This is a genomic window from Enterocloster clostridioformis (assembly GCF_020297485.1).
In the GTDB taxonomy this organism is placed as follows: Bacteria; Bacillota; Clostridia; order Lachnospirales; family Lachnospiraceae; genus Enterocloster; species Enterocloster clostridioformis.
On record NZ_JAIWZC010000001.1, the window covers coordinates 4,928,871 to 4,952,938 of the forward strand.

26 protein-coding genes and 2 pseudogenes are annotated in these 24,068 nt (G+C 45.8%); 25 read left to right on the forward strand and 3 right to left on the reverse strand.

The window, feature by feature from the left end:
• The first annotated feature begins 244 nt into the window (after positions 1 to 244).
• From LA360_RS24660 to guaA, 9 genes are all read left to right on the forward strand, one after another.
• Positions 245 to 1,192, forward strand: coding sequence for an ABC transporter permease (locus tag LA360_RS24660; protein ID WP_022203435.1), 948 nt, complete (start codon positions 245 to 247; stop codon positions 1,190 to 1,192).
• 9 nt (positions 1,193 to 1,201) lie between these two features.
• Positions 1,202 to 2,110 carry an ABC transporter permease gene (locus LA360_RS24665; RefSeq protein WP_089775027.1) on the forward strand — a complete coding sequence of 303 codons (909 nt, stop codon included), beginning with the start codon at positions 1,202 to 1,204 and terminating at the stop codon, positions 2,108 to 2,110.
• A 31-nt stretch (positions 2,111 to 2,141) separates the two neighbouring features.
• Complete coding sequence (locus LA360_RS24670) at positions 2,142 to 3,110, forward strand: ABC transporter ATP-binding protein (protein ID WP_022203436.1); 969 nt, start codon at positions 2,142 to 2,144, stop codon at positions 3,108 to 3,110.
• Between the two features lie 17 nt (positions 3,111 to 3,127).
• Positions 3,128 to 4,102: an ABC transporter ATP-binding protein gene (locus LA360_RS24675; RefSeq protein WP_057572396.1), complete on the forward strand. Its 975-nt coding sequence runs from the start codon at positions 3,128 to 3,130 to the stop codon at positions 4,100 to 4,102.
• A gap of 89 nt (positions 4,103 to 4,191) precedes the next feature.
• A complete protein-coding gene (locus tag LA360_RS24680) occupies positions 4,192 to 5,796 on the forward strand; it encodes an ABC transporter substrate-binding protein (RefSeq protein ID WP_022203438.1) in 1,605 nt (534 codons plus the stop codon).
• A 24-nt stretch (positions 5,797 to 5,820) separates the two neighbouring features.
• Complete coding sequence (locus LA360_RS24685; protein WP_022203439.1) at positions 5,821 to 6,582, forward strand: creatininase family protein; 762 nt, start codon at positions 5,821 to 5,823, stop codon at positions 6,580 to 6,582.
• 198 nt (positions 6,583 to 6,780) lie between these two features.
• On the forward strand, positions 6,781 to 7,872 hold the full coding sequence (locus LA360_RS24690) for a M42 family metallopeptidase (protein WP_057572402.1): 1,092 nt from the start codon (positions 6,781 to 6,783) through the stop codon (positions 7,870 to 7,872).
• Between the two features lie 371 nt (positions 7,873 to 8,243).
• Positions 8,244 to 8,390, forward strand: a complete 147-nt coding sequence (locus LA360_RS24695; RefSeq protein ID WP_160116324.1) for a hypothetical protein — start codon at positions 8,244 to 8,246, stop codon at positions 8,388 to 8,390.
• A 331-nt stretch (positions 8,391 to 8,721) separates the two neighbouring features.
• Positions 8,722 to 10,263, forward strand: a complete 1,542-nt coding sequence (gene guaA, locus LA360_RS24700; RefSeq protein WP_089774982.1) for a glutamine-hydrolyzing GMP synthase — start codon at positions 8,722 to 8,724, stop codon at positions 10,261 to 10,263.
• A gap of 130 nt (positions 10,264 to 10,393) precedes the next feature.
• Here the strand turns inward: guaA and LA360_RS24705 are convergent, their stop codons facing one another.
• Positions 10,394 to 10,948: a helix-turn-helix domain-containing protein gene (locus tag LA360_RS24705; protein WP_089774980.1), complete on the reverse strand. Its 555-nt coding sequence runs from the start codon at positions 10,946 to 10,948 to the stop codon at positions 10,394 to 10,396.
• 177 nt (positions 10,949 to 11,125) lie between these two features.
• Here LA360_RS24705 and LA360_RS24710 point away from each other — a divergent pair, with 177 nt between their 5' ends.
• The 6 genes and pseudogenes from LA360_RS24710 (at position 11,126) to LA360_RS24735 (ending at position 15,736) form a co-directional block, all read left to right on the forward strand.
• Positions 11,126 to 11,320, forward strand: coding sequence for an ICEBs1 excisionase (locus LA360_RS24710; RefSeq protein WP_087225176.1), 195 nt, complete (start codon positions 11,126 to 11,128; stop codon positions 11,318 to 11,320).
• A gap of 16 nt (positions 11,321 to 11,336) precedes the next feature.
• Positions 11,337 to 12,401: pseudogene (locus tag LA360_RS24715) on the forward strand (site-specific integrase).
• Positions 12,398 to 12,787, forward strand: a complete 390-nt coding sequence (locus LA360_RS24720) for a plasmid mobilization protein (RefSeq protein ID WP_089774978.1) — start codon at positions 12,398 to 12,400, stop codon at positions 12,785 to 12,787. The pseudogene LA360_RS24715 and the gene LA360_RS24720 overlap by 4 nt, the downstream one beginning before the upstream one ends.
• Before the next feature lie 100 nt (positions 12,788 to 12,887).
• Positions 12,888 to 13,868 carry an AAA family ATPase gene (locus LA360_RS24725; protein ID WP_089774976.1) on the forward strand — a complete coding sequence of 327 codons (981 nt, stop codon included), beginning with the start codon at positions 12,888 to 12,890 and terminating at the stop codon, positions 13,866 to 13,868.
• A gap of 345 nt (positions 13,869 to 14,213) precedes the next feature.
• On the forward strand, positions 14,214 to 15,434 hold the full coding sequence (locus LA360_RS24730; RefSeq protein WP_089774974.1) for a plasmid recombination protein: 1,221 nt from the start codon (positions 14,214 to 14,216) through the stop codon (positions 15,432 to 15,434).
• On the forward strand, positions 15,431 to 15,736 hold the full coding sequence (locus tag LA360_RS24735; RefSeq protein ID WP_089774972.1) for a hypothetical protein: 306 nt from the start codon (positions 15,431 to 15,433) through the stop codon (positions 15,734 to 15,736). The genes LA360_RS24730 and LA360_RS24735 overlap by 4 nt, the downstream gene beginning before the upstream one ends.
• Positions 15,737 to 15,860: 124 nt before the next feature.
• Here the strand turns inward: LA360_RS24735 and LA360_RS24740 are convergent, their stop codons facing one another.
• Complete coding sequence (locus LA360_RS24740; protein WP_089774970.1) at positions 15,861 to 16,157, reverse strand: DUF6809 family protein; 297 nt, start codon at positions 16,155 to 16,157, stop codon at positions 15,861 to 15,863.
• Between the two features lie 98 nt (positions 16,158 to 16,255).
• Between LA360_RS24740 and LA360_RS24745 the strand changes: the two genes are divergently transcribed.
• From LA360_RS24745 to LA360_RS24760, 4 genes and pseudogenes are all read left to right on the forward strand, one after another.
• On the forward strand, positions 16,256 to 16,528 hold the full coding sequence (locus LA360_RS24745; protein WP_330657200.1) for a helix-turn-helix domain-containing protein: 273 nt from the start codon (positions 16,256 to 16,258) through the stop codon (positions 16,526 to 16,528).
• 27 nt (positions 16,529 to 16,555) lie between these two features.
• Complete coding sequence (locus LA360_RS24750) at positions 16,556 to 16,720, forward strand: hypothetical protein (protein WP_160116391.1); 165 nt, start codon at positions 16,556 to 16,558, stop codon at positions 16,718 to 16,720.
• A pseudogene (locus tag LA360_RS30115) lies at positions 16,695 to 16,763 on the forward strand (DUF2992 family protein); the annotation flags it as partial. The gene LA360_RS24750 and the pseudogene LA360_RS30115, both read left to right, overlap by 26 nt.
• 72 nt (positions 16,764 to 16,835) lie before the next feature.
• Positions 16,836 to 18,209: a hypothetical protein gene (locus LA360_RS24760; RefSeq protein WP_089774966.1), complete on the forward strand. Its 1,374-nt coding sequence runs from the start codon at positions 16,836 to 16,838 to the stop codon at positions 18,207 to 18,209.
• Positions 18,210 to 18,569: 360 nt separating this feature from the next.
• Here the strand turns inward: LA360_RS24760 and LA360_RS24765 are convergent, their stop codons facing one another.
• The gene (locus LA360_RS24765) at positions 18,570 to 19,109 is read right to left on the reverse strand and encodes a helix-turn-helix domain-containing protein (protein ID WP_089774964.1); all 540 of its coding nucleotides are present in this window, start codon (positions 19,107 to 19,109) and stop codon (positions 18,570 to 18,572) included.
• Positions 19,110 to 19,448: 339 nt separating this feature from the next.
• Between LA360_RS24765 and LA360_RS24770 the strand changes: the two genes are divergently transcribed.
• From LA360_RS24770 to LA360_RS24795, 6 genes are all read left to right on the forward strand, one after another.
• The gene (locus tag LA360_RS24770; protein ID WP_089774963.1) at positions 19,449 to 19,649 is read left to right on the forward strand and encodes a LysR family transcriptional regulator; all 201 of its coding nucleotides are present in this window, start codon (positions 19,449 to 19,451) and stop codon (positions 19,647 to 19,649) included.
• Positions 19,650 to 20,741 (forward strand): site-specific integrase, encoded by a 1,092-nt coding sequence (locus tag LA360_RS24775; protein WP_089774961.1) that lies wholly within the window; start codon positions 19,650 to 19,652, stop codon positions 20,739 to 20,741. It abuts the gene before it with no gap.
• Entirely contained in the window at positions 20,731 to 21,066 is a 336-nt protein-coding gene (locus LA360_RS24780; RefSeq protein WP_089774959.1) for a plasmid mobilization protein, read from the forward strand. Before LA360_RS24775 ends, LA360_RS24780 begins: the two co-directional genes overlap by 11 nt.
• A complete protein-coding gene (locus LA360_RS24785) occupies positions 21,056 to 22,198 on the forward strand; it encodes an AAA family ATPase (RefSeq protein WP_089774957.1) in 1,143 nt (380 codons plus the stop codon). The genes LA360_RS24780 and LA360_RS24785 overlap by 11 nt, the downstream gene beginning before the upstream one ends.
• Positions 22,199 to 22,490: 292 nt before the next feature.
• Complete coding sequence (locus LA360_RS24790; protein WP_112483548.1) at positions 22,491 to 23,645, forward strand: plasmid recombination protein; 1,155 nt, start codon at positions 22,491 to 22,493, stop codon at positions 23,643 to 23,645.
• Positions 23,646 to 23,656: 11 nt separating this feature from the next.
• Positions 23,657 to 24,034 carry a TnpV protein gene (locus LA360_RS24795; RefSeq protein ID WP_089776497.1) on the forward strand — a complete coding sequence of 126 codons (378 nt, stop codon included), beginning with the start codon at positions 23,657 to 23,659 and terminating at the stop codon, positions 24,032 to 24,034.
• Positions 24,035 to 24,068: the final 34 nt, after the last annotated feature.

The window sequence follows — 24,068 nt, forward strand, 5'->3', positions numbered from 1 at the left end:
ATAGCATAGATTTGAAAATAAGCACAATATAAATGTTGACAAAATATTTAAAGTGTAAAATTTAAACAATGATTGTTGACAATATTGATATATTGTTTTATAATTTGTATGAAGCGAGGGAGTTTCAAATCCTAAGGCTTCTTTTTTATTATTTTGGTTTCAAAACCCCTGTGGGGGGTCGTGAAATATGTATTTTGCTTCGCTGCGTTAATGCAGCAAATACACGAGGATTGGAGAGAGAAAAATGTACAAGTATGTGTTAAAAAGACTGCTTATGCTGATTCCGGTCATCATCGGCGTGACGTTCATTGTGTTTTTCATTCTGAACCTGTCACCGGGCGACCCGGCGGCAATCATTCTGGGTGACCAGGCATCAGCCGAGGCACTGGCCATGAAGAGGAAGGAGCTGGGACTGGACGACCCTCTGCTGGTCCGTTACGGACATTACATGATTAACATGCTTCACGGCGACCTGGGTACATCCTATAAAAATAACCTGAGCGTATGGTCACAGGTCATGGAGCGGTTTCCCAACACAGCGGTGCTGGCAGTGGCAGGTATCCTGGTAGCCATTCTGATTGGAATTCCCACGGGAATCATTTCCGCCAGGAAACAGTACTCCCTGATGGATAATACAGCCATGCTGCTCTCGCTGATTGGCGTGGCCATGCCTAACTTCTGGTTCGGCCTGCTGATGGTTATTATGTTCGCATTGACCCTGGGCTGGCTGCCTTCACAGGGAATGGGGGAGGGATTCATACCTCTCATCAAAAGCCTTGTCCTTCCGGCGGTGACGCTGGGCACGGGGGCTGCAGCCATGATTACGCGTATGACACGTTCATCCATGCTGGAAGTTATCCGGCAGGATTACATAGACACTGCCAGGGCAAAGGGCGTTTCCGATAAGAAAATCACCACACGCCATATGCTTAAGAATGCCATGATTCCGATTATCACGGCAGTGGGACTTCAGTTTGGCACTCTTTTGGGAGGCGCCATGCTGACAGAGACCGTATTTTCCTGGCCGGGCCTGGGACGTCTCATGGTGGATTCCATCAAGTCAAAAGATATTCCCATGGTATTGGGGTCTGTTATCTTTCTGGCAATCATGTTTACCGTGGTCAATCTGGCGGTAGACATCATATACGCCTTTGTGGACCCGAGAATTAAATCACAATACAAGAGAAAGTAGGTGCAGTTCATGGGAAAGAAACATCTGATTGCCGCGGAAGCGGAAGGCGACCAGCGCTCCCTGTGGGGCGAGGCATGGCGCAGATTCAAAAAGAACCGGCTGGCCATGATTGGCATGTATTTTATCCTGGCACTGGTCATCATAGCAATAGCAACCATTATTATTGACGCGGTCACAGGCAAATCCGTTTACCTGAATTATGTGGTAAAGCAGGACCTGAGAGGACGTCTTCAGGGACCAAGCCCGGCACACCCCTTTGGGCTGGATGAGTTCGGCAGGGATATGCTGCTGCGCATGCTGTGGGCGGTCCGGTACTCGCTGTTCATGGGAACCGTGGCCATCATTATTTCATGTATCTTCGGCGGGCTACTGGGAGCTTTTGCCGGGTACTACGGCAAGACCGCTGACAATGTGATCATGAGAATTATGGATATTCTTTTGGCCATTCCATCCATGCTTCTGGCTATCGCCATCGTGGCGGCTCTGGGAACCAGCATCACCAATGTGCTGATTGCCATTGCCATCTCCTATGTGCCTACCTTTGCCAGGACGGTCCGGGCATCGGTGCTCACGGTGAAGGACCAGGAGTTTATCGAAGCGGCCCGCTCTATTGGCTGCAGCGACTGGCGCATCATCATCAAGTACGTGATTCCCAATTCCATGGCGCCGATTATCGTACAGGTGACACTGGGAATCGCGGGAGCCATCCTTTCCATCGCGGGACTTTCCTTCCTGGGACTTGGCATCCAGCCGCCCACCCCTGAGTGGGGAGCAATGCTGTCCAACGCCCGAAGCTATATCCGCGACGCATGGCATGTCACCATCATCCCCGGCATGGGAATCATGCTTACCATCCTGGCCCTTAACCTGGTGGGAGACGGACTGAGAGATGCCCTTGACCCGCGTTTGAAGAGCTGATGGATGAACACTAAGAAAGGACGAGTATGACATGGCAGATAAACCATTATTGGAAGTAAAAGATCTGGTCATCCACTATGAAACGGATGACGGAGTGGTAAAGGCGCTAAACGGCGTCAATATACATATCGGCGTGGGAGAGACCCTTGGACTGGTGGGAGAGACAGGTGCGGGAAAGACTACGCTGGCAAAAGGAATTATGAGGCTGATTCCCAATCCTCCGGGCAAGATTCTGGGCGGAGAGGTGATTTTTGAGGGACAGGACCTGTTAAAGCTTTCCACCAATGGAATGGAGGCCATTCGCGGCAGGGACATATCCATGATATTCCAGGACCCTATGACCTCCCTGAACCCGGTGCTCACGGTAGGCGAGCAGATTATGGAGGTGATCGAGAACCATAACACCAGCCTGTCCAGGCAGGAAGCCAGAAAATGGGCTGAAAACATGCTGGAGAGAGTGGGAATTCCTGCGGAGCGCTTTGGAGAGTATCCACACCAGTTTTCAGGCGGTATGAAGCAGAGGGTGGTCATTGCAATCGCCCTGGCCTGCAACCCCAAGCTGCTCATTGCGGATGAGCCCACCACGGCCTTGGACGTTACCATACAGGCCCAGGTGCTGGAGATGATATACAAGCTTAAATCAGAAAATAACACATCCATGATTCTCATTACCCATGACCTGGGAGTGGTTGCCCAGAACTGTGATTACGTGGCAATCATCTATGCGGGGGAAGTGGTGGAATACGGAACCCTGCGGGAGATATACAAGGACACGAGACATCCGTACACGGAAGGACTCTTTGGTTCCATTCCCAGCCTGACAAGCGATGTGAAGCGGCTTTGGGCCATTGACGGCATGATGCCCGACCCCACCAAGCTGCCCAAGGGCTGCGTTTTCTGCGAGAGATGCAAGTATGCGGTTCCTGAATGTTCCAAGAACCATCCGGGGATGGTGACTGTAGACGGAACCCATCAGGTCCGCTGCATCCGCTACCGCTGAGAAAAGGAGATTGACATATGCAGGAACAGAAAAAAGAGATATTACGTGTGGAACATCTGAAAAAATATTTTACGACCCCAAAGGGCACTCTCCACGCGGTGGATGATGTTAACTTTTCCATCCGTACCGGAGAGACCCTGGGAGTGGTAGGGGAGTCCGGATGCGGAAAATCCACTATGGGAAGGGCTATCCTAAGGCTTCACGAACCCACAAGCGGCAAGGTTTATTTTGAGGGCAGGGATATCCTGAGCTGCAACAAGAAGCAGCTAAAGGATTTGAGGAAGGATATGCAGATTATATTCCAGGATCCCTTTGCTTCCCTGAATCCCAGGATGACGGTCAGCGAGGCAATCATAGAGCCTCTGCTGGTGCAGGGCATTTACAAGGCCAGTGAAAGGGCCGCCATCACCCGGAGGGTGGAAAAAATCATGAACCTGGTGGGGCTGGCCAAGCGTCTGGTAAATACATATCCCCATGAGCTGGACGGCGGCAGGCGCCAGAGAATCGGAATCGCCAGGGCATTGGCGGTTAATCCGAAGTTCATCGTATGCGACGAGCCTGTGTCGGCCCTGGACGTATCCATCCAGGCCCAGATTCTTAACCTGATGCAGGATTTGCAGGAGGAGCTGAACCTTACCTATATGTTTATTACACACGATTTGTCGGTGGTAAGGCATTTTTCCAATGACATCGTGGTCATGTACCTGGGACAGATGGTGGAGTCGGCGCCTGCCAAGGCACTGTTTAAGAACCCCATGCATCCATACACAAAGGCGCTGCTGTCAGCCATACCGGTTCCCGATCCGGATTTTAAGATGGAGCGCATTCCGCTAAAGGGCGAGCTCACATCGCCTATCAATCCGGAGCCGGGATGCAGGTTCGCAAAACGCTGTCCTTATGCGACGGAAGGCTGTACCAACAATGAAATGACTTTAAAGGAAATGGAGCCAGGGCATTTTGTGAGCTGCCGTATGGTCCAGGAGCAGGGATAAATTCCGGGAAAATCCAGGGCGGACGCCTGAAACCCGGTGTTTATAGAGCAAGATTGACAGAGAGAAATGTAAGAAAGAGAGGAGCTAGTATGAGAAAAACATGGAAGAAAGTCATTGCATTATCCTTAATGGCAGCAATGGCAGTAAGTGCAGCCGGTTGTTCCAAGTCCGGACAGACCTCCACGGAAGGCGGCAGCGCTCAGACACAGGCAGGTTCCAAGGAAACAGAGGCAGGAGGAAGCACCGGCGGTTCCGGGGAGTACAAGGACACGGTGGTATGGGCACAGGGGGCTGATGTTACTTCCTTAGACCCGCATCAGGGCAAGGAGACGCCGGCCGTAGAGGTAACGGATCAGATTTTCGACACGCTGACCGTTGTTGACGCTGCTACCGGAGAGCTGCAGCCCCTGATTGCGGAGAGCTGGGATCAGAATTCCGATACATCCTATACATTCCACATCCGCCAGGGCGTAAAATTCCACGACGGTTCCGAGGTGAAGGCAGAGGACGTAAAGTTCTCCCTGGACAGAGCCATTAATTCCGCTGCGGTTTCCTACATTGTTGACTTTATCGACAGGGTGGACGTGGTAGATGATTATACGGTCAATGTAGAGCTGAAGGCGCCTTACGCACCGGCTCTTAGAAATCTTTCCGTACCGTTTGCAGCCATTGTTCCAAAGGCAGTGGTGGAAGCGGACGAGGAAGCCTTCAAGCTTCATCCAATCGGCACAGGCCCATATAAGTTCGTAGAGTGGAAGCAGGGGGATTCCGTTACACTGGAGCGCTTTGACGATTACTATGCAGGACCGGCAGAGACACAGAAGCTGGTTATGAAGGTGATTCCTGAGGCATCCCAGAGAACCATCGCCCTGGAGACCGGAGAAGTGGACTTGGCCTACGACCTGCTTCCCAACGACCTGGAGAAGGTAAGGAGCAATTCCGAGCTTCAGCTGTTCGAGGCTCCGTCCCTGACCTGCTACTACATTTCCATGAACATGAACAAAGCGCCCTATGATGACCAGAAGGTAAGGGATGCCGTTAACTACGCCATTGACCGCCAGCTGATTATCGACACCATTGCCAGCGGATCCGGAGAGCCGGCTGACGCCATCATCGCACCGGCTGTATTCGGATACTTCAGCCCGGGCGCTTATGAGTATGACCCTGAGAAGGCAAAATCCCTTCTGGCCGAGGCCGGATATCCAAACGGATTCGAGACCAGCATCTGGGTAAATGACAACCAGACACGTGTAGAGGTATGTCAGGCTGTACAGGCCATGCTTCAGGATGTGGGAATCACCTGCAACATCGAGGTAATGGAATTCGGCAGCTTCATTTCCAGGACTTCCGCAGGCGAGCATGACATGGGGTACTTTGGCTGGGTGACCTCCACCACAGACGCGGACTACACCTACTATTCACTGGAACACTCCTCACAGCAGGGAGCAGCCGGAAACCGCAGCTTCATCGCAGACCCTGAGGTAGACAAGCTCATTGAGACAGGAAGAACCAGCGCGGACGAGTCCGTGAGACTGAAGGCATATGAGGACCTGGCTGTGAAGTTAAAAGAAGTAAACAACAACGCACCTATTTACTACAGCACCATCACCGCAGGCGCAGGCGCCAAGGTGGAAGGTTTCGTGATGGATCCAATCGGCTACCACAAGCTGGATCATGTAAAGGTTGCAAAATAAGAGAAGTCAAAGGAGAGATGCATCATGAGATTATCAAAGATTACATGGCCAACAGCGGAACGGTATTTTAAGGAAAATGACATGGTCATTCTTCCAATCGGCAGTACGGAGTGCCATGGACGCCATATGCCGCTGGGAACCGACACCCTGATACCTGACAAAATCCTGGATCTGATTGAGGAAAAGAATGACAACATCCTCATCGCGCCCATGATTCCCTACGGAGCATGCCAGTCACTGGCTGATTATCCGGGAACCATCGACATTGATTCCGACATACTATACCAGTACGTATACCAGATTGTGGACGGGCTGTACAAGCACGGCGCGCGGAAAATTCTGGTGCTCAACGGACACGGAGGGAATATCAAGACCATCGAGCGCATCGGCCTGGAATTTGACAAGAAGGGCGCCATGGTCGTGATGCTGAACTGGTGGCTGATGGCCTGGGATATGAAGCCAGAGTGGAAGGGAGGACACGGCGGCGGCGAGGAGACAGCGGGCATCATGGCAGTTGACCCCTCACTGGTGGACATGAGCCAGATTGACCTTCCTCTGGAAATGACCAATCTCACAGACAATCTGGTGGCAACCGGCTTCCGTACCGTGCGCTTCAAGGGTGTTGAGATTGAAATTCTCAGGAACACACCAAAGGTAACGGACAACGGATGGATTGGACCAGATCATCCAAACACCGCTACCGTGGAGTGGGGCCAGGAGATGGTACAGACCACAGCCAACTATATCCTGGATTTGATCGAAGAGCTTAAGAAGGTTTCACTGTAAGGCTTGTGAGAAGTGAGAACTAAGGTTTAAGGAATGAAGTAAGACAGAATAATCAAACAGAATGAAGTAAAGCAGAATCAAATGAAGCAGAATTAAGTAAAGCAGAATTAAGTAAAGCAGATGCAGTGCCGCAGGCATGGTATGGCAGGAGCGGTACCGTGTGATGCGGCACTTTGTGTCTCATACCTGGAGGAAATCATGGCAAACATAAAAGAAATCGAAGCGTTGACCAATGCCTTTGGTCCCAGTGGATTTGAGGACGAGGTCATCCGGGAAGTAAAGAACTGGTGCGGGGGGTTGGACGTTGTAAACGATGCTATGTACAATGTTTACGCCACCATGAAGAAGAAAAAGGCCGGGCGCCCCGTGCTCATGCTGGATGCCCATCTGGATGAGTGCGGATTCATGGTACAGTCCATACTAGAAAACGGGCTTTTAAGTATCCTGATGCTGGGAGGATTCCATCTCACCAGCCTGCCTGCCCACTCTGTCATTGTAAGGACAAGGGACGGGAAAAAGCACAGGGGAATCACCACATCCAAACCAATGCATTTTCTGACAGCGGCCCAGAAAAACGACAACTCCCTGGCAATCGAGGATATCCTGGTGGATGTGGGAGCCAGCAGCAGGGAGGAAGTGATGGAGGTCTATGGAATCCGCCCGGGCGACCCCATCATGCCGGATGTAAGCTTTGAGTATCATGAGGAAAATAGAATCCTGTACGGCAAGGCTTTTGACAACCGCCTGGGCTGCGTGAGCATTATCGACACCATGCAGGCACTTAAGGATGAGGCGGACCAGCTGGAGGTTGAAGTGGTAGGCGCATTTGCGGCCCAGGAGGAAGTGGGAACCAGGGGAGCCACAGTGACAGCCCAGCAGGTTCGGCCTGATTTGGCCATTGTGTTTGAGGGATCACCGGCGGATGATTTCTATTTCCGGGCCGGTATTGCCCAGGGCTGTTTAAGGAGCGGGGTGCAGATTCGCCACATGGACAACAGCTATATTTCCAACGTGGAATTCATACGTTTTGCCCAGGAGACAGGAGATAAGCTGGGAATCAAGTACCAGGATGCGGTGCGCCGGGGCGGCAGCACAAACGCCGGAAAAATCAGCCTCACGGGAAAGGCAGTGCCGGTGCTGGTGTTAGGCATTCCGTCCAGGTATGTACACAGCCACTATAATTTCTGCGCAGAAGAAGACGTGGACGCCACTGTCAGGATGGCCGTGGAGGTAATCCGGGGACTGGATGAGGAAAGGATTGCAAGGATTCTGCGGAAGGATGTAATTTGATTAAACGATATGCGGCAGAGTAGAAGATGGGGCTGAGGACGAGAGGGGAATATAAGGAGGAAAGACGGGCGGGAAAGGCTGGGATGAAGGGCTGAAATGAAAGGCTGGGATGGAGGGCTGGGACGAAGGGCTGGGACGAAGGGCTGAGATGAAAGGCTGGGACGAAAGACTGAGACGAAAGACCGGCTGAGTAATATGCCGGTTAAATGGATGAAAGTGGTTTGTTGGGAAAATATATGCAGTAAAGAGACTGTCGGTAAAAATACGGAGCAAGAGATTCCGAAATATAGATAACTCCGGGTAACTGTTTAAGAATAAATTCAACTCAATAAAGCAGAAAAATCAGCACGTAAAATCAGCAAGTAATTTGTATGAAAGATGAAATTCCCGTTTCCATGTCAAATTCTCCTGAGGTTGACTTATCACTTCAGTCAGTAAAAAAAGTTCAGCAAAAAAGTTCAGCAAAAAAAAACAGTAAAAAAGTCAAAAAAGTCAAAAAAAATGTCGAAATAGCTTGATATTTGTCGTCCTCTGCTTTATAATGTATACATACGAAAGATAAAAAAGAGATTGTACTATTCTGTACAATCTCTTTCAATTTATAGGGAAATAAATATTTTTCGGTTAATTGGGTCAAGGTATATAATAAGGGCGGGTTTGGAAATGGTTTGTATCTGGTTAAGCCTTCGGCATTGGCAGCGGCGGAAGCAGGCGGGTTACGCACAGCTTTCAGCAGACAGGCTGTTGCGGGACGTCGGATACAGGGAATTTTCAAACCCGTTCTGGGATACAGTTTTACTATAATTGTTTTGGTGGGAAAATCCGTAAAATAATGGAGGAACGAATCTCATGGACAGAGAGATGATTATCGTACTGGACTTTGGCGGCCAGTACAACCAGCTGATTGCACGCCGTGTCCGCGAATGCAGCGTATACTGTGAAGTGCATCCTTATGATATGAGCCTGGAGAAAATTAAGGAAATGAATCCAAAGGGAATCATTTTCACAGGCGGACCGGACGTTGTGTTTGAAGACGGGGCACCTCGCTGCTCAAAGGAGATATTTGAACTGGGAATACCAGTCCTTGGAATCTGCTACGGCGCCCAGCTTATGAGCTATCTGCTGGACGGCGTTGTAAAGAAGGCTGTGGTCAGCGAATACGGACACACAGAAGTGGATGTGGATACTTCCTCCAAGCTGTTTGAGGGCGTTTCTCCCAAGACCGTATGCTGGATGAGCCACGGTGTGTACATTGCAGAGGTTCCGGCGGGCTTCCGTATCACTGCGCATACAGATTCCTGCCCAGTAGCCGGCATGGAGTGTCAGGAGAAGAATTTTTATGCGGTGCAGTTCCACCCTGAGGTGGTTCACACCAAGGAAGGCACCAGGATGCTCTCCAATTTTGTATATAATGTCTGCGGATGCTCCGGCGACTGGAAGATGGATTCCTTTGTGGATACCACCATCAAGGCTTTGAGGGAGAAGATAGGTAACGGCAAGGTGCTGTGTGCTCTGTCAGGCGGCGTGGATTCCTCTGTGGCTGCCGTTATGCTGTCCAAAGCCATTGGCAAACAGCTTACCTGCGTGTTCGTGGATCACGGTCTGCTGCGCAAAAATGAGGGGGACGAGGTTGAGGCCGTATTTGGACCGGAAGGCGCTTATGACTTGAATTTTATCCGTGTCAACGCTCAGGAACGTTTCTACGCCAGGCTGAAGGGCGTGGAGGAGCCTGAGGCAAAGCGTAAGATTATCGGCGAGGAGTTCATACGTGTGTTCGAGGAAGTGGCAAAGAAGATTGGCGCCGTGGATTACCTGGTACAGGGTACAATTTACCCGGATGTGATTGAGTCCGGCCTGGGCAAATCTGCTGTCATCAAGTCCCATCACAATGTGGGCGGACTGCCGGAGCATGTGGATTTTAAGGAACTGGTAGAGCCTTTAAGGCTGCTTTTTAAAGATGAGGTGAGAAAGGCCGGACTGGAGCTGGGGATACCTGAGTATCTGGTATTCAGACAGCCATTCCCGGGACCTGGTCTGGGCGTCAGGATCATCGGTGAGGTGACGGCTGATAAAGTCCGCATTGTACAGGACGCTGACGCGATTTACAGGGAAGAGATTGCAAAGGCCGGAGTGGATAAGAATCTGGGCCAGTATTTTGCGGCGCTGACCAATATGCGGTCTGTTGGATGCATGGGCGATGAGAGAACCTATGATTATGCCGTTGCCCTGAGGGCCGTGCTTACATCTGATTTCATGACCGCGGAGTCCGCTCAGATTCCATGGGAAGTGCTGGGGAAGGTTACCAGCAGGATTGTGAATGAGGTTAAGGGCGTGAATCGGGTGTTGTATGATTGTACGGGGAAGCCGCCGGCTACGATTGAGTTCGAGTAACGGGCAGAACCCCGGAAATGCTGATAGAATGGGCATTTCCGGGGTTGTTTTATGCCGTTTGGCTCTACTTTGGCTCTAATTATTTGATGAATACTGGATTTGGGGCGGGTATCATGATACCTGCCTTTTACTATATGGGCTTATTTTCTGGATATACCTTAACAGAGATTTCCGTTGTTCCCTTTTTCACAACTCTATTTGTATCAACTAAATGTTGCTTAATCTGTTCGCAAGTCTCGTTCATCTGCTCCAACTCTTTATTAAATGCTTCCTCACTTGGAAATGCGTCTTTGGAAGCAATCAAATTTTCCTGCAATTTCTTAGCCTTTGCAAATTTGGCAAGTCGGCTGTTTATTTCCGGGTGTTTAAAGCGAATACATATCGTGTCTGGGATAAGATTTCCCTCACTGTCTTTTTCGCCGTCGATTTCCATATCTATCTGCTCGTCCATTTTGAAAAGCAGAGTGAGAACATCAGAAGCGGTTTCTATGTCAAAGTCCGTGAATACGTTGATACTCACGCCCAGAGCATTGGCAATCTTCAAAAGTTGGTCGGGCTTTGGCTTCCGGCTTCCTAATTCATATTTGCGAATGGTGGTTCCGTCTATGCCCGACAGTTCCCCTAATACATTCTGTGAAATCCCCCGGATTGTTCGGAATGTCTTTATTTTCTCTCCTACTGTCATGTAGTTACTCCTTTAGTATTTGATAATATGAATAATAGGGACATTTGTATTCTATCATATCCGTTGAAAATAATCAAACAATTCAAGAATAATATGTTGACAAGGGACAAAAGAGCCTGTATAATGAAAATGCAAGTAAGGGACAAAAGTCCCTATAAAAATATAGGAGGACAATGAATGGAGAAATCAAAAAAGATGTATGTAACGGCAGAGGAAGCGGCAGTAATGCTTGGCGTATCAACGGGCTATGCTTATAAGATTATCCGGGGACTGAATGAGGAATTGAAAGCAAAAGGCTACCGGACAATCTGCGGCAAGGTTCCGACAAAATACTTTGAAGAAAAATTCTACGGTCTGACCGTAGCTATGTGAGAAAGGGGTGTGTACTATGGCGGCAACAAGAGACGGTAAGATGTGGCGCTGTCAATTCTATTACAAGGACTGGCAGGGGGTTAGCCATAAGAAGAATAAAAGAGGGTTCAAGACGAAGAGTGAAGCCGAACAGTGGGAGCGTGATTTTCTGCAATAACAGCAGAAAAAATTAGACATCAATTTTGAAAACTTTGTCCACATCTATTATGAGGATATGGAACACCGTCTGCGTGAGAATACCATGCGGACAAAGAAATTTATTATTGACTTGAAAATCATTCCTTATTTTAAGAAAAAGTGCATGAACGAAATCAAGGCTTCTGATATTCGGGCATGGCAAAATGCGCTGATAAAAAAGGGATATTCGGAAACGTATCTGAAAACAGTCAATAATCAGTTGTCGGCAATCTTCAATTATGCAGTTCAGTATTATGACTTGAAAGATAATCCTTGCCGGAAAGCCGGGAGCATTGGAAAGAGCCACGCCGGGGAAAAGGAGTTCTGGACAAAGCAGGAATTTAAACAATTTCTTGTGACTGTGGAGAACAAGCCGGAAACAAAAATGGCGTTTCTGCTTCTTTATTGGACGGGCATGAGGATAGGAGAATTACTCGCTCTTACCTACAATGACATTGATTTAGAGAAGCGTACCATTTCTGTAAACAAGTCCTATCAGCGGATAGAGGGCAGGGATATTATTACACCACCTAAAACGCCAAAGAGCAAACGTATCATAACAATACCGCCGTTTCTGACGGAAGAATTAAAAGAGTACATTTCACACTTATATGGAATTATGGCAGACGAAAGAATGTTCCGTTTTACAAAGTCTTATATGGAACATGAAATTATCAGAGGTATCAAGGCTTCCGGGGTAAAAAGAATACGCTTGCACGATATTCGTCATTCTCACGCCTCTCTGCTTGTGGAAATGGGATTTACGCCATTGGCGATTGCGGAACGGTTAGGGCATGAGAAAATCGAAACGACATTAAATACTTACTCACATCTATATCCCAATAAGCAGGGTGAACTTGCGGATAAATTAGAGATTGAAAACAACAGGGAGGAAGAAGAATGAGCGGAGTACATAAATACCCGACAATCAGCTTTCGCATTTCCCCCAGAGAGAGGGAAGAAATTGAAGCAAAGATTTTAGCAAGCGGACTTTCTAAGAAAGATTATTTTGTCCGTTCCTGCATTTATAACCGGGTGTGCGTGGTCGGTAAAAAAGAACTGGTTTATCAGTTAGTAGAGGAATTAAAGGTAATGCAGACCAATATCCGGGAAGTGACAGAGCAGTTTGAAAAGACAGAAATCGCATTAACGCCGGAGGGGTTGGAAGATATGCGGAATGACTGTCTCGATATGCTGAAAGCAATCCTGTGGGTATTAGACGGAGCAAAATATTTGTTGCAGGATAGTGACGCCGGAGCAGAAGAAAGCCCCAACAGCGGCAACTGTTAGGGCTGTGATAACTGGAAAACCTCTGTTATCAGTGTTTCACAATATAAGTATAGCAGAGGTTTTTTCCAGTGACAATGATTTTTCAGAAATGGAGGGCATTATGGAAGAAACAAAAACAGAATTGCAGATGATTAAAATGTCGGAGATACAGTCGCAGGAGGTATCTTGGCTGTGGTTTCCGTTTATCCCATATGGGAAGCTGACAATCGTTCAGGGCGATCCGGGTGACGGAAAGACAACGCTTGTACTCAATATAGCGGCGAAGCTGTCAAAGGGCGAAGGCTTAGACAGTGAAATGAAGCTGACGGAACCGTTGAATGTGATTTATCAGACAGCGGAGGACGGGCTTGCCGATACCGTAAAGCCCCGTTTGGAATTGGCAGGTGCGGACTGTGAGAATATTTCCGTCATTGATGAAAGCATAAAATCACTCTCTATGATAGATGAACGATTAGAAGAAGCAATTATAAGGACAAAGGCTAAAATGCTTATTTTAGACCCGATACAAGCCTATTTAGGCGGTGGTATGGATATGAACCGGGCAAATGAAGCAAGGGATATGACAAAGAAGCTGGCGGCTCTGGCAGAAAAATATCAATGCGCCATAGTGCTTGTCGGTCATATGAACAAAGCGGCAGGAAATAAGGCGGCGTATCGCGGTATGGGTTCCATTGATTTCTTTGCAGTCGCAAGGAGCGTCCTCCTTGTTGGCAGAGTGGAGGGCGAAACTAATATAAGGGCGGTTGTCCAGATAAAAAATAATCTGGCGGCGTTCGGACACCCAAAAGCCTTTGAACTTTCAGAGAACGGTTTTCAGTGGCTTGGAGATTATGAAATTACGGCTGATGAAGTCTTGGGCGGTATCGCTCCGAAAGCAAATAAGATGGAGCAGGCGAAACGCTTACTCCGGGAACTGGCGGAAACGAATAACGCCATGCAAAGCAACGAAATTGTTAATCTGGCGGACGAACAGGGTATATCGAAACGGACATTGGAAAATGCAAAGAAAGAGTTAGGTGTCCGGGCGAAGCGGATAAATAATTCATGGTATTGGGAACTGGATAAAATCAGATCGGAGTAGGGAACAGCGCAACAATGCAGAGTATATGAAATTTGCGGACTTTAGACTTGTAAGGTTGCAAAGAATATAGATTTTGTATTGTTGCGGAGTTGAATGAAGCCGGATAAATGGCGGAAGCAAAGCGGCGGAAACAGCCGCTTCCGTCCGCAGGACGATAAGCTGTCCTGTGGACAGCTCGCCCCCGGCAGGGCGCAAAACCTGCTTGCAGGTCTGCATTTTTGATAGGGAACCTGTCAAAAGTGCTTTTGCGTTACTTTCGACGAAAGTAACAAAGCTATGGCGGCTTAAACGCCGCCCCTGATTTGCTGAAAGGAGGATAAGGCTATCGAGAGGACAATCAGCGGTATGGTGGGAAAAGGTTCCCTCACTCACAATAGCAGAGCGTTCAAGGCAAAGAATGTAAAGGAAGATTATACTCAATACAATATAGAATATTGTAACGAAAATATCAAGTCTGTTTATCACGAATTATTTGATAAAGCCTTAGAACGCTACAATGAAAAGCAGACACGAAATGATAGGAAGATAAATTATTACTATGAAAAGATACGGACATCGAAACAGGAGAAATTATTTCATGAAGTCATTTTTCAGATAGGCAACAAAGACGATATGAACGCCCAAAGCGTAAACGGCGAATTGTCAAAGAAAATTCTGGACGAATTTATGAAAAATTTTCAGCAAAGAAATCCCAATCTTAAAGTATTCTCCGCTCATCTCCATATGGACGAAGAAACGCCCCACTTACATATAGATTTTGTCCCGTTTGTATCTGGAAGTAAGAGGGGACTGGACACAAGAGTTTCCATGAAACAGGCGCTTGCTTCTATGGGCTTTAAGGGCGGAACAAAGCAGGAAACAGAATGGAGCCAGTGGATAGCTTCGGAAAAACAGGAATTGGCAAAAGCTATGGAGCGTCACGGCGTTATCTGGAAGCAAAAGGGAACCCATAGAAAACATTTGAGCGTATTGGACTTTGAAAAGCAGGAACGGGAAAAGGAGGTGCAGATACTTACCTCCCAAAAGGAAGAAATCAACCGGAATATTCAAGAAATACAGAAAACTGTTTCCAGTGAAACAAAAGATCTGAAACGGTTACAAGGGAAGAAACAGGAGATACAGCAGGAAATTATAAAGCTGTCATCTGATAAAAAAACAACAGAGAAGAATATTCACGTCATTCGTGAAAATCCGGCGTGGCAGTTACCGGAACCGGCGGCACTGACAACAGCAAAAACTTATCGGGATAAGAAAGCAATGCCCTTGTTAGAGAAAGTCAAGGAAGCACTGGTGGCGGCACTTGTTCGGAATGTCCAGTTGATAGAAGCGGCTGATAAATTAAAACAGCAGGTGGAGCGGCTTCAAAGAAATATCAATTATTTGGAGGGACGGGTAAAGCAGGCAGAAGAAAAAAATCTTTCGCTCTCAACTGATTTAAAAGATTTTGAGTGTCTGAAAGCCGGGCTTGGAGAACAAGAGGTAAAAGCTATCATTGAAGGTCAAAAAGCGGCGGAAAGGTGCTTGACGGTTCCTAAACAATACAAAAAAACGGAGGTATCGCTATGACAGACATGGAGAAAAAAGTCATGCTCCGGCTGTGTGCAAAGGTTATACAATATGCAGATTTTGAGACAGACCGGGAAGCGGAGCGGTTGGTAAATTGGGTTATACTGGACAATCAGCGGAAGCAGAACAACAATGAAATCCGTTCTCTGATGGCGGAATATAAAAAGGGGGAGCCGGAGCGGAGGGAAAGTATTAGAGAAGCCTTAGAGCGAGGGAAAGAAATTTGTGGCAGGAGGGACGAGTTGTATGAAAGCCAACAGGAAGTGAAGCATAAGCTGTGGAAGTTGGAGCGTGAGATTTGATTTTTCCTTGATTACATATAGAAACATGGCGCTAGCGCCATGATAGAGAGGGCGGACAACGAAATATTGGTTGTTTCGCCCTCTATGTATTGGCTGTCAAATGTAGGATTTACGGACAAGAAAATTATTCTTCATGGTCTGTGTAATTACCTTGATAAACTTCAATCATTATCCGTGCGCCCAGACGGAAGCCTTCAAGGAATGTCCCGGAAAGTTCAAGAGGAACTTCGTCAAGCTGCTCGTCCATGATATGAATAAATTTTTTGTGTAGCGGTGGGTCAAGAGATTTTAACTGTTCAATAAAATCTTCATAGTGTTGGTAGTGTGCTTGACGCATGGAACGATATTCCTCTGTTTTGAGATTGAATTGCTCGGCAGGACAAATCTCGCCGTCATACAATCTTAGTAATATGCTTTTCATAAATAGCGTCTCCTTTGCTAAAAGTATTTGAGTGACATCTACTAAATGTCAACTTATTTCATAGTTTAGCATATAATGAAAGAAATGACAATTAGTAAATGTCAAAAATGGGAGAGAACTTTATGTATAAAAATAAAGCAGGGGACGGCGGCAACAATATCTGTGGACAGAGGATAAAAGAAATCAGAGAGAAGCTACCAGAAAAAACGTCACAAAGAAAGTTAGCGGATATGCTTCAAAGAACAGGACTGGACATTGATAAAAATGCTGTGCAGAGGATAGAGAGCGGGAAACGGTTTGTGACGGATATTGAGTTGAAGGTTATTGCGGAAGTTCTGGGAGTGAGCTATCAGGAATTGCTAGATGATTAGAGGGGATTGTGGTATGTTTGTGGAAGTATGGAATATGAGGACTATATTATGCAAGGTTTGAATGGAGAAGCACCATTAAAACGAAATATACAAATTGCCGAGAGTGAAAAAGTAGGTGGTGTATCAGTTGTATATGCAACAAATGATAAAGACTTAGCAGAACAATGTTACGTTTGGGGCGGAGCCGAATGATTATGAGATATACGATTTTATTCTGAAAAATTACTATCGGCTGTGGTTGTAGAAACTGTTATAGAGGAAGCTGTTACCGTTTATAGATAACAGCAGTATAAACAAGAGGTGGCAAATGAAACCAGAGATAAAAAATGTAAATAGTAATCTTATGTTGGAAGAACTGCAAGAAACAATAATTGCTATAGAATCTCTTGAAGAATACTATTTAAATTCAATTAGAAACGTACAAGAGATGAAAATTAATACTGAAAAGAAATACGAAATAGGACTTTTGATAGATGATAAATTGGGAGAAGCTATTGCATTAAAAGACTTTGATGCGATTGAAAAAGCAGTTAAAGAATTGACGGAAATGAAATTGTCAGATGGAATTCAAGTCTCAGAATATATTACTATAAACTGTGAGAAAGAAAATGAAGCTGAAATTCCTAGTATTTCATATTCCATAAAACAGGAAATGGGAGTTAATCCTCAATATGTAGATCCTAAAATTGCAAGAAGAGAGTATAACAAAATAGAACAGTACGAAAATATACTTGTTAGTTCAACATTGTCTAATGTGATTATAATATTTGAAAGGTATTTGGCGAGTGTTTATGAGGCATTAATATTAGTTAATCCCAAAAAGTATTTTGAAAATCAAAAAATAGAAATAGCAAGTATTTTTAATAAAAATGTTAGGGACATTGTTGCTGAATGTGTGAAGAAAGAAGTAGAATCTAATATGTTTGAATCGCTAAAAACATTAGATTTAATTTCACAAAAAGAAAGTATAAATATTAATCGGTATAGAAATATTTTAGATGAATTTGAAGAAATCTATTATCGCAGAAACTTATATATTCATAACAATGGTATAGTAAACAATATCTATTTATCAAATATAAAAGACAAATTTAAAAAGAATATTAAACCATATCAGAAATTGATTACAGATGAAATATATTTGCGTAATGCCATTAATATGTTGTATAAGGTTGCTTGTACTTTGTTTTATGAAGTTCAAATAGCATATAATCCTAAATATGAAAAATGGCATATCAGTTTGGGAAATATAGGATTTGATTTACTGCAAAATAAAAATTATGATGTCGCAGAGCAACTTTATTTTATTCTTAGTAGTTGTAAACAAATTTGTTTTAGAGATAAAGCAATGTATCGCATTAATTATATAAATGCACTTAAACAACAGGGAAAAACAGAGGCTGTAAAAAAAGAACTGAACGATTTAGATGTCTCTATTGCTACTGATGATTATAAAATAGCGAAGCTCTGTTTGGAGGATAAAAATGAGGAAGTCTATGAAGAAATTGGTAAGAACTATCCAGAGCCGTTTACCGCAGATTTAATAAGAGATTGGCCTATATTTATTAATTTTAGAGAATCTGAATATTATACATTATTTGTAAAAGAACATCAGGAAGATTTCGGCTCCTTTGTATTTGAGTTTGAAGAATTACCAATGGATGAGGAGCATGAGAGTTAGATGGCTTGGCTCTATTTTGGCTCTAAAAATTTCGACAGGCACAAATATGAGAGCGAATTTTGAAGAATATGAACAATAAACTTAATAAAAATAGGCGAAAACAGCCAGTACAACCTATCCGCCGAGGAGTTCGAATAACTTGAAAGGTCAAAGAAATCCAGTATTTATGCGGGTTTGCGGTACTTCAAGAGGTCTTTTGATAACAAATTGATAACAGTCATAGCAGGTGCAATTATTCTTGTTGTCCAGTGGTTTACGGGTAACAGAATGATTGAGAAGTGGCTTTGTGACTGGAATAAATCCATATTATAACGCCCTTAGCTGTGGGTAGGAACTCATGGCTAAGGGCGTTTTTTGTCGTTATCTTTTTTTGTCAGATTGGAGATGGTCTTTGAAAGCGTCAACCATTGCGTCGCTTAATTCCTGCGAAGGAACTTTCGCCCAGATTTGCGTGGTATCGAACTTTGGATAGTAATAACGCCAACGGTCATATTCTTCCCTGCTGATTTCATCGGCAGAGAGTTTGTCCGCCTGTTCTTTCCATGCAGAGAGCATTTTCAGCAGCTCGTAGGCTTCTTTGCCTTTATCCTTGTTGACTTTTAGGCAGACTTCTCCGTCTGCTTCGCTGACGGTCAGACCGTAAATATCTTCAAGGGTAAATAAGGTGTGCATAAGTCCGATATAGCTGTCAATGTCAGGAACATCGAGAGCCTGCGGAGAAACATCGAGTACCTGCGCTAATGCGGCGGTTAAGTCTGCTTTCGGCTTGCGTGAGCCTGTTTCGTACTGTGCCAGACGCACATCCGCACTCTTGTCGGGAAATCCCACAAGCGTACCGAGATATTTCTGCGTCATACCCCGCATAATGCGGAAAAAGTGTATTCTTTCGCCAATCGCCATAGTGTTTCACTCCTTGCGTATGTAGTGTAATCAGTATAGCAGATATGTTTAAGAGATGTCAAGAGAAAACGAAACAAAAAAGTTTAATATTTTCTTGAAAACCACTTGACAATAGCAAATATGCTTAGTATAATAAAAAAGCAACTAAGCGGATATGCTTAATTAAAATTAAATGACCGTCCGAAAAGTATAAACCGCAATGACCTTGCCTGACCGCAAGCGAGCGCCTGATGTACTGCGGTGTGTCAGGACAGTACAGCGCCGAAAAGGGAATGCCTGCTGGAAATTTAACTCGGATAGAACGGCAGCAAACAAATTTTAAAAGAAAGGATTGGTGCTATGGAAAATAGATTTATCCGTGCTGATGATGTGGCACGGGAATTAAGCGTATCAAAACCTTATGCCTATAAGCTCATCCGACAGTTAAATGAGGAATTAAAAGCGCAGGGGTTTATTACGATTGCAGGGCGTGTCAACCGCCAGTATTTTTATGAAAGGCTCTATGGAGCAGGGCAGGAACAGGGAAAGGAGATGGAGTAAATGCCGGTATTTAAGAACGAAGATAACGGCACTTGGTATGTGATGGCTCGGTATGTGAACTGGAAAGGCGAGCGGAAACAGAAGTGCAAGCGTGGGTTTGCCACAAAGAAAGAAGCGCAGGAATGGGAGCGGATGTTCCTGTTGCAGACTTCTTCAGACCTCGATATGAGCTTTGAAGCCTTTACGGAGCGATATGTGAACGATATTAAAAACCGCCTGAAAGAGAACACATGGCTGACAAAAGAGCATATCATCCGCACAAAAATTTTGCCTTATTTCGGCAAGCTGAAAATCAGCGAGATTACCACAAAAGAAGTTATCACATGGCAGAATGAAATGCTTGCCTACCGTGACGAGAAGAAAAAGCCGTATTCGCAGACCTACCTCAAAACGCTGCACAATCAGTTATCGGCAATCTTTAACCACGCTGTCCGTTATTATGATTTGCGCTCCAATCCTGCGGCAAAGGTGGGAAATATGGGGAGTGAGGAACACAAGGAAATGCTGTTTTGGACGAGAGAGGAATATAAGAAATTTGCCGATGAAATGATGGATAAGCCTGTTTCCTTTTATGCGTTTGAAATGCTTTACTGGTGCGGTATCCGAGAGGGCGAGCTGCTTGCCCTGACCGCTGCCGATTTCGATTTTGAAAAGGAAACGGTAAAAATCAGTAAATCCTATCAACGGTTGCATGGCGAAGATGTGATTACCACGCCGAAAACAAAGAAAAGCAACCGCACAATTAAAATGCCGCATTTTCTCTGTGAGGAAATGCAGGAGTATATCGGGATGCTCTACGGTCTGAAAAAGAAAGACCGTATTTTCACGGTAACGAAAAGCTATCTTCATCACGAGATGGACAGAGGGGCGAAAGCCGCAGGAGTGAAACGCATACGGATTCACGATTTAAGGCATAGCCATATCAGTTTGCTGATTGATATGGGATTTTCGGCGGTGGCGATTGCTGACCGTGTGGGGCATGAAAGCATTGACATCACTTATCAGTACGCACACCTGTTTCCGTCAAAGCAGACGGAAATGGCGAACAGACTGGATGATTTGGGGAAAGGAGATTTTGAAAATGTCGGCTAAGAACAGGGATAACAAAAACCGTTGGAGAAATGTCACGGTAGGGTTTCGGGTGTCTCCCGAAGAAAGCGAACAGATTAACAAAGCGGTGCGCCTGTCAGGGCTTAGCAAGCAGGATTATATTACAAGGCGGCTCTTGTGTCAGGATGTTGTGGTACAGGGTAATCCGAGGGTATATAAGGCTCTCCGCAATGAGCTTGCCGCCGTCCTTGCAGAATTGCAGAGGATTGAAGCGGGCGGCGGTGTGAGTGACGAACTGCTTGACACAATCGAACTGATTGCGATTATCCTCGGCGGTCTGAAAGGAGAGGATGGGAATGGAAAATAAAAAAGAAATGCCTGCCTTTGGCTCATCTGTTGGCGCAGATGAAAGGCAGACAATCCCTAAATGTACTGACCATAGTATATCCGACTCTGACGAAAATATCAAGAGTTTTGAGGAAATGCAGAGGGAACTGCTGCGGCAATTAGACCCATCCTATCTGAAAACGGTATCTATGACAACTCTGTATGATACGGTATTCGAGGTACAGCCGCCGCTGATAGACGGTCTGCTCCAGAGGGGAACCTACCTTTTTGTAGGCTCTCCCAAAGTGGGAAAGAGTTTTATGATGGCGCAGATTGCCTACCATATCAGCACGGGAACTTCGCTTTGGGAATATAAAGTGCGTAAAGCAACGGTGCTTTATTTCGCTCTTGAAGATGATTACCCACGCTTGCAGAAACGGTTGTTTCAGATGTTTGGTGCGGAAGAAACGGGCGATCTCCATTTTGCTACGGAGTGTAAGACGGTTGGCGGCGGTCTGGAAGAACAAATCAGAGGTTTTATGGGGGAACATCCCGATACAGGCTTGATTATCATAGATACTTTAAAGCGTGTGCGTGAAGCAGGTGGCGCAGATTACAGTTACGCAAGTGATTATGACATTGTGGCAAGGCTGAAAGCGTTGGCGGACAGCTATAAGGTTACAATGCTTATTGTCCACCATACACGGAAACAGAAAGCAGAGGATATATTCGATATGATTTCAGGCACAAATGGATTGATGGGTGCGGCAGACGGGGCATTTGTTTTGAGTAAGGAAAAACGCACTTCCAATAATGCCACGCTTGATGTGGCAGGCAGAGACCAGCAGGATATGAAAATCCATCTTGTGAGAGATGCGGAACGGTTAGTGTGGAACTTTGAAAAATCGGAAACGGAGCTTTGGAAAGAACTGCCCGAACCTCTGCTTGAAAAAATTTCGGATACTCTTTTTTCGGATAGCAACAGATGGGAGGGTACTGCTTCGGAGTTTTGTGAATTGCTTGCGGTGGATATAAAGCCGAATGTGCTTTCACTTAGGCTTAGTATCAACGCAAGCAGGCTGTTTCGGGATTACGGTATCCGCTATCAGAACAGCAGGACGCACAATGGCAGGAAGGTTCTCCTTTGGAAAGAAATCGATGGGGCGGCGTGACAAACGGTGTCAAAGGTGTCAATGTTTTGAGCGCGGAGGCGGTATCTCAAACATTGTCATCATCGTCACACATTGACACCGATTAAAGTTTAGACGGGGTTGTAAGGGTGTCCTTTTCAAAGGACAGCCCTTACCCCTCGGAGAGCGCAAAACCTGCTTGCAGGTTGCATTTTTGTTGGCGTAGCTGACAAAAGTGCTTTTGCGTTACTTTTACTTTCGCAGAAAGTAACAAAGGCTCGCCGCAAGCGGCGAAAGGAAAGAAAGTGATTTTATACAGAGAACGATTAGCGCAATGGTGGGGAAAGGCTCGGTCAACCATAACAGCCGCAAATTCAAAGCAGAGAATGTGGACGCTGAACGCTCCCACCTCAATGTAGACTACTGTAACGAGAATGTTAGGAAAGTGTATCATAAGCTCTTTGATGAAGCGTTACAGAGATATAACGAAAAGCAAACGAGGGCAGACCGCCGCATTGATGATTATTACGAGAAGATACGGAACTCAAAGCAGGAAAAACCGTTCCATGAATTGATTTTACAGATTGGCGATAAGGGAAATATGAACGCTGAGAGCGAAAACGGACAACTCGCAAAGCGGATTTTAGACGAATATTATCGGGAGTTTCAAGCAAGAAATCCGAACCTATATGTGTTCTCGGCACATCTGCATATGGACGAGGCAACGCCGCATCTGCATATTGATTTTGTTCCGTTCACTACTGGCAGCAAGCGTGGGTTAGATACGAGGGTATCTCTGAAACAGGCGTTAGCAGCGCAAGGATTTCAGGGTGGTTCTCGCAGCGAAACGGAATGGAATCAGTGGGTAAAGTCCGAGAAAGAGCAGCTTGCCGCCGTAATGGGGCGGTACGATATAGAATGGGAGCATAAAGGCACACACGAAAAACATTTGTCTGTCCTCGATTACAAGAAGCAGGAACGGAGCAAGGAGGTTGAAAAACTGGATGCCGCCATAGAGAAAAAGCAGACGGAATATCAGGTGCTTTCCAACAGGATAGGCAGCTTTGATAAGGGTATCAGAGACTTGCAGCGGTTGGAAACCATGCTTGATACTGCGGAAGAATATCAGCTTGCAGAGCCGCAGGGGTTAATGTCGGCACGGTCATATAAAACAAAAGTGGCAGAGCCATTGGTAAAAAAGCTGAAGTCTCTCGTTAAATCGGCTCTGGCAAGGTGCTTTGACGCTATGGACAATTATTACAGACTGAATATCACGAATGGCAATCTCCATCGCACCAACGAGCGATTGACAAGAGCAAATGAGAAACTGAAAGATGAAAACGAAACGCTCCGTGCAGAAAATAAGGATTATAAGCTGCTCCGCAAAGTATTTGGCAGGAAGCAGATAGACAATCTCTTAGAGCAGGCACGGGAAACAGAACAGTCCAAAAAGCGGGAACGCTTTCGGAAAAATCAATATGAAAGGTAAGGTGCAAATTTATGAAAAAGCACATCACGGGCGAAAAAACAGGTATCAGTTATACACTCCACGGCGATTATTACTTGCCTGACCTCACATTACCCGCCGAAAAAGAAAAGCCGATTGGCATTTGGGGGCAGAGGCATTTGCAGTATCTCAAAGAGCATAAGCGGATTGTTTATCTCAATCTGCTGACAAGCGGCAGGCTGAACGAATACCTTGCGAGCGTAGATAAACAGGCAGAGGATATGTTTTCTCGGCTGGTAAAGGAATATGCCGACAGACAGGGAGTGACAGAGCGGTTAAAGGCGAAAAATCAGCTTGAATGGGTTGGAAAAATGAATAATATTCGGGCGTGCGTAAGGGAAGTTGTAGAGCGTGAGATAATCTATTCATAAGTGGTGGGCGGCACTTCTGCGTTGTGTGGGAGTG

Coding starts and splice junctions, on each gene's coding strand:
- LA360_RS24770 (WP_089774963.1), top strand. CDS start 19,449: ATGGAAAATAGATTTATCCGTGCTGATGATGTGGCACGGGAATTAAGC.
- LA360_RS24720 (WP_089774978.1), top strand. CDS start 12,398: ATGAGCGGAGTACATAAATACCCGACAATCAGCTTTCGCATTTCCCCC.
- LA360_RS24790 (WP_112483548.1), top strand. CDS start 22,491: ATGGTGGGGAAAGGCTCGGTCAACCATAACAGCCGCAAATTCAAAGCA.
- LA360_RS24675 (WP_057572396.1), top strand. CDS start 3,128: ATGCAGGAACAGAAAAAAGAGATATTACGTGTGGAACATCTGAAAAAA.
- LA360_RS24665 (WP_089775027.1), top strand. CDS start 1,202: ATGGGAAAGAAACATCTGATTGCCGCGGAAGCGGAAGGCGACCAGCGC.
- LA360_RS24750 (WP_160116391.1), top strand. CDS start 16,556: ATGGAATATGAGGACTATATTATGCAAGGTTTGAATGGAGAAGCACCA.
- LA360_RS24745 (WP_330657200.1), top strand. CDS start 16,256: ATGTCAAAAATGGGAGAGAACTTTATGTATAAAAATAAAGCAGGGGAC.
- LA360_RS24735 (WP_089774972.1), top strand. CDS start 15,431: ATGACAGACATGGAGAAAAAAGTCATGCTCCGGCTGTGTGCAAAGGTT.
- LA360_RS24765 (WP_089774964.1), bottom strand. CDS start 19,109: ATGGCGATTGGCGAAAGAATACACTTTTTCCGCATTATGCGGGGTATG.
- LA360_RS24775 (WP_089774961.1), top strand. CDS start 19,650: ATGCCGGTATTTAAGAACGAAGATAACGGCACTTGGTATGTGATGGCT.
- LA360_RS24705 (WP_089774980.1), bottom strand. CDS start 10,948: ATGACAGTAGGAGAGAAAATAAAGACATTCCGAACAATCCGGGGGATT.
- LA360_RS24780 (WP_089774959.1), top strand. CDS start 20,731: ATGTCGGCTAAGAACAGGGATAACAAAAACCGTTGGAGAAATGTCACG.
- LA360_RS24685 (WP_022203439.1), top strand. CDS start 5,821: ATGAGATTATCAAAGATTACATGGCCAACAGCGGAACGGTATTTTAAG.
- LA360_RS24795 (WP_089776497.1), top strand. CDS start 23,657: ATGAAAAAGCACATCACGGGCGAAAAAACAGGTATCAGTTATACACTC.
- LA360_RS24760 (WP_089774966.1), top strand. CDS start 16,836: ATGAAACCAGAGATAAAAAATGTAAATAGTAATCTTATGTTGGAAGAA.
- LA360_RS24670 (WP_022203436.1), top strand. CDS start 2,142: ATGGCAGATAAACCATTATTGGAAGTAAAAGATCTGGTCATCCACTAT.
- LA360_RS24695 (WP_160116324.1), top strand. CDS start 8,244: ATGAAAGATGAAATTCCCGTTTCCATGTCAAATTCTCCTGAGGTTGAC.
- LA360_RS24730 (WP_089774974.1), top strand. CDS start 14,214: ATGGTGGGAAAAGGTTCCCTCACTCACAATAGCAGAGCGTTCAAGGCA.
- guaA (WP_089774982.1), top strand. CDS start 8,722: ATGGACAGAGAGATGATTATCGTACTGGACTTTGGCGGCCAGTACAAC.
- LA360_RS24660 (WP_022203435.1), top strand. CDS start 245: ATGTACAAGTATGTGTTAAAAAGACTGCTTATGCTGATTCCGGTCATC.
- LA360_RS24680 (WP_022203438.1), top strand. CDS start 4,192: ATGAGAAAAACATGGAAGAAAGTCATTGCATTATCCTTAATGGCAGCA.
- LA360_RS24710 (WP_087225176.1), top strand. CDS start 11,126: ATGGAGAAATCAAAAAAGATGTATGTAACGGCAGAGGAAGCGGCAGTA.
- LA360_RS24725 (WP_089774976.1), top strand. CDS start 12,888: ATGGAAGAAACAAAAACAGAATTGCAGATGATTAAAATGTCGGAGATA.
- LA360_RS24785 (WP_089774957.1), top strand. CDS start 21,056: ATGGAAAATAAAAAAGAAATGCCTGCCTTTGGCTCATCTGTTGGCGCA.
- LA360_RS24740 (WP_089774970.1), bottom strand. CDS start 16,157: ATGAAAAGCATATTACTAAGATTGTATGACGGCGAGATTTGTCCTGCC.
- LA360_RS24690 (WP_057572402.1), top strand. CDS start 6,781: ATGGCAAACATAAAAGAAATCGAAGCGTTGACCAATGCCTTTGGTCCC.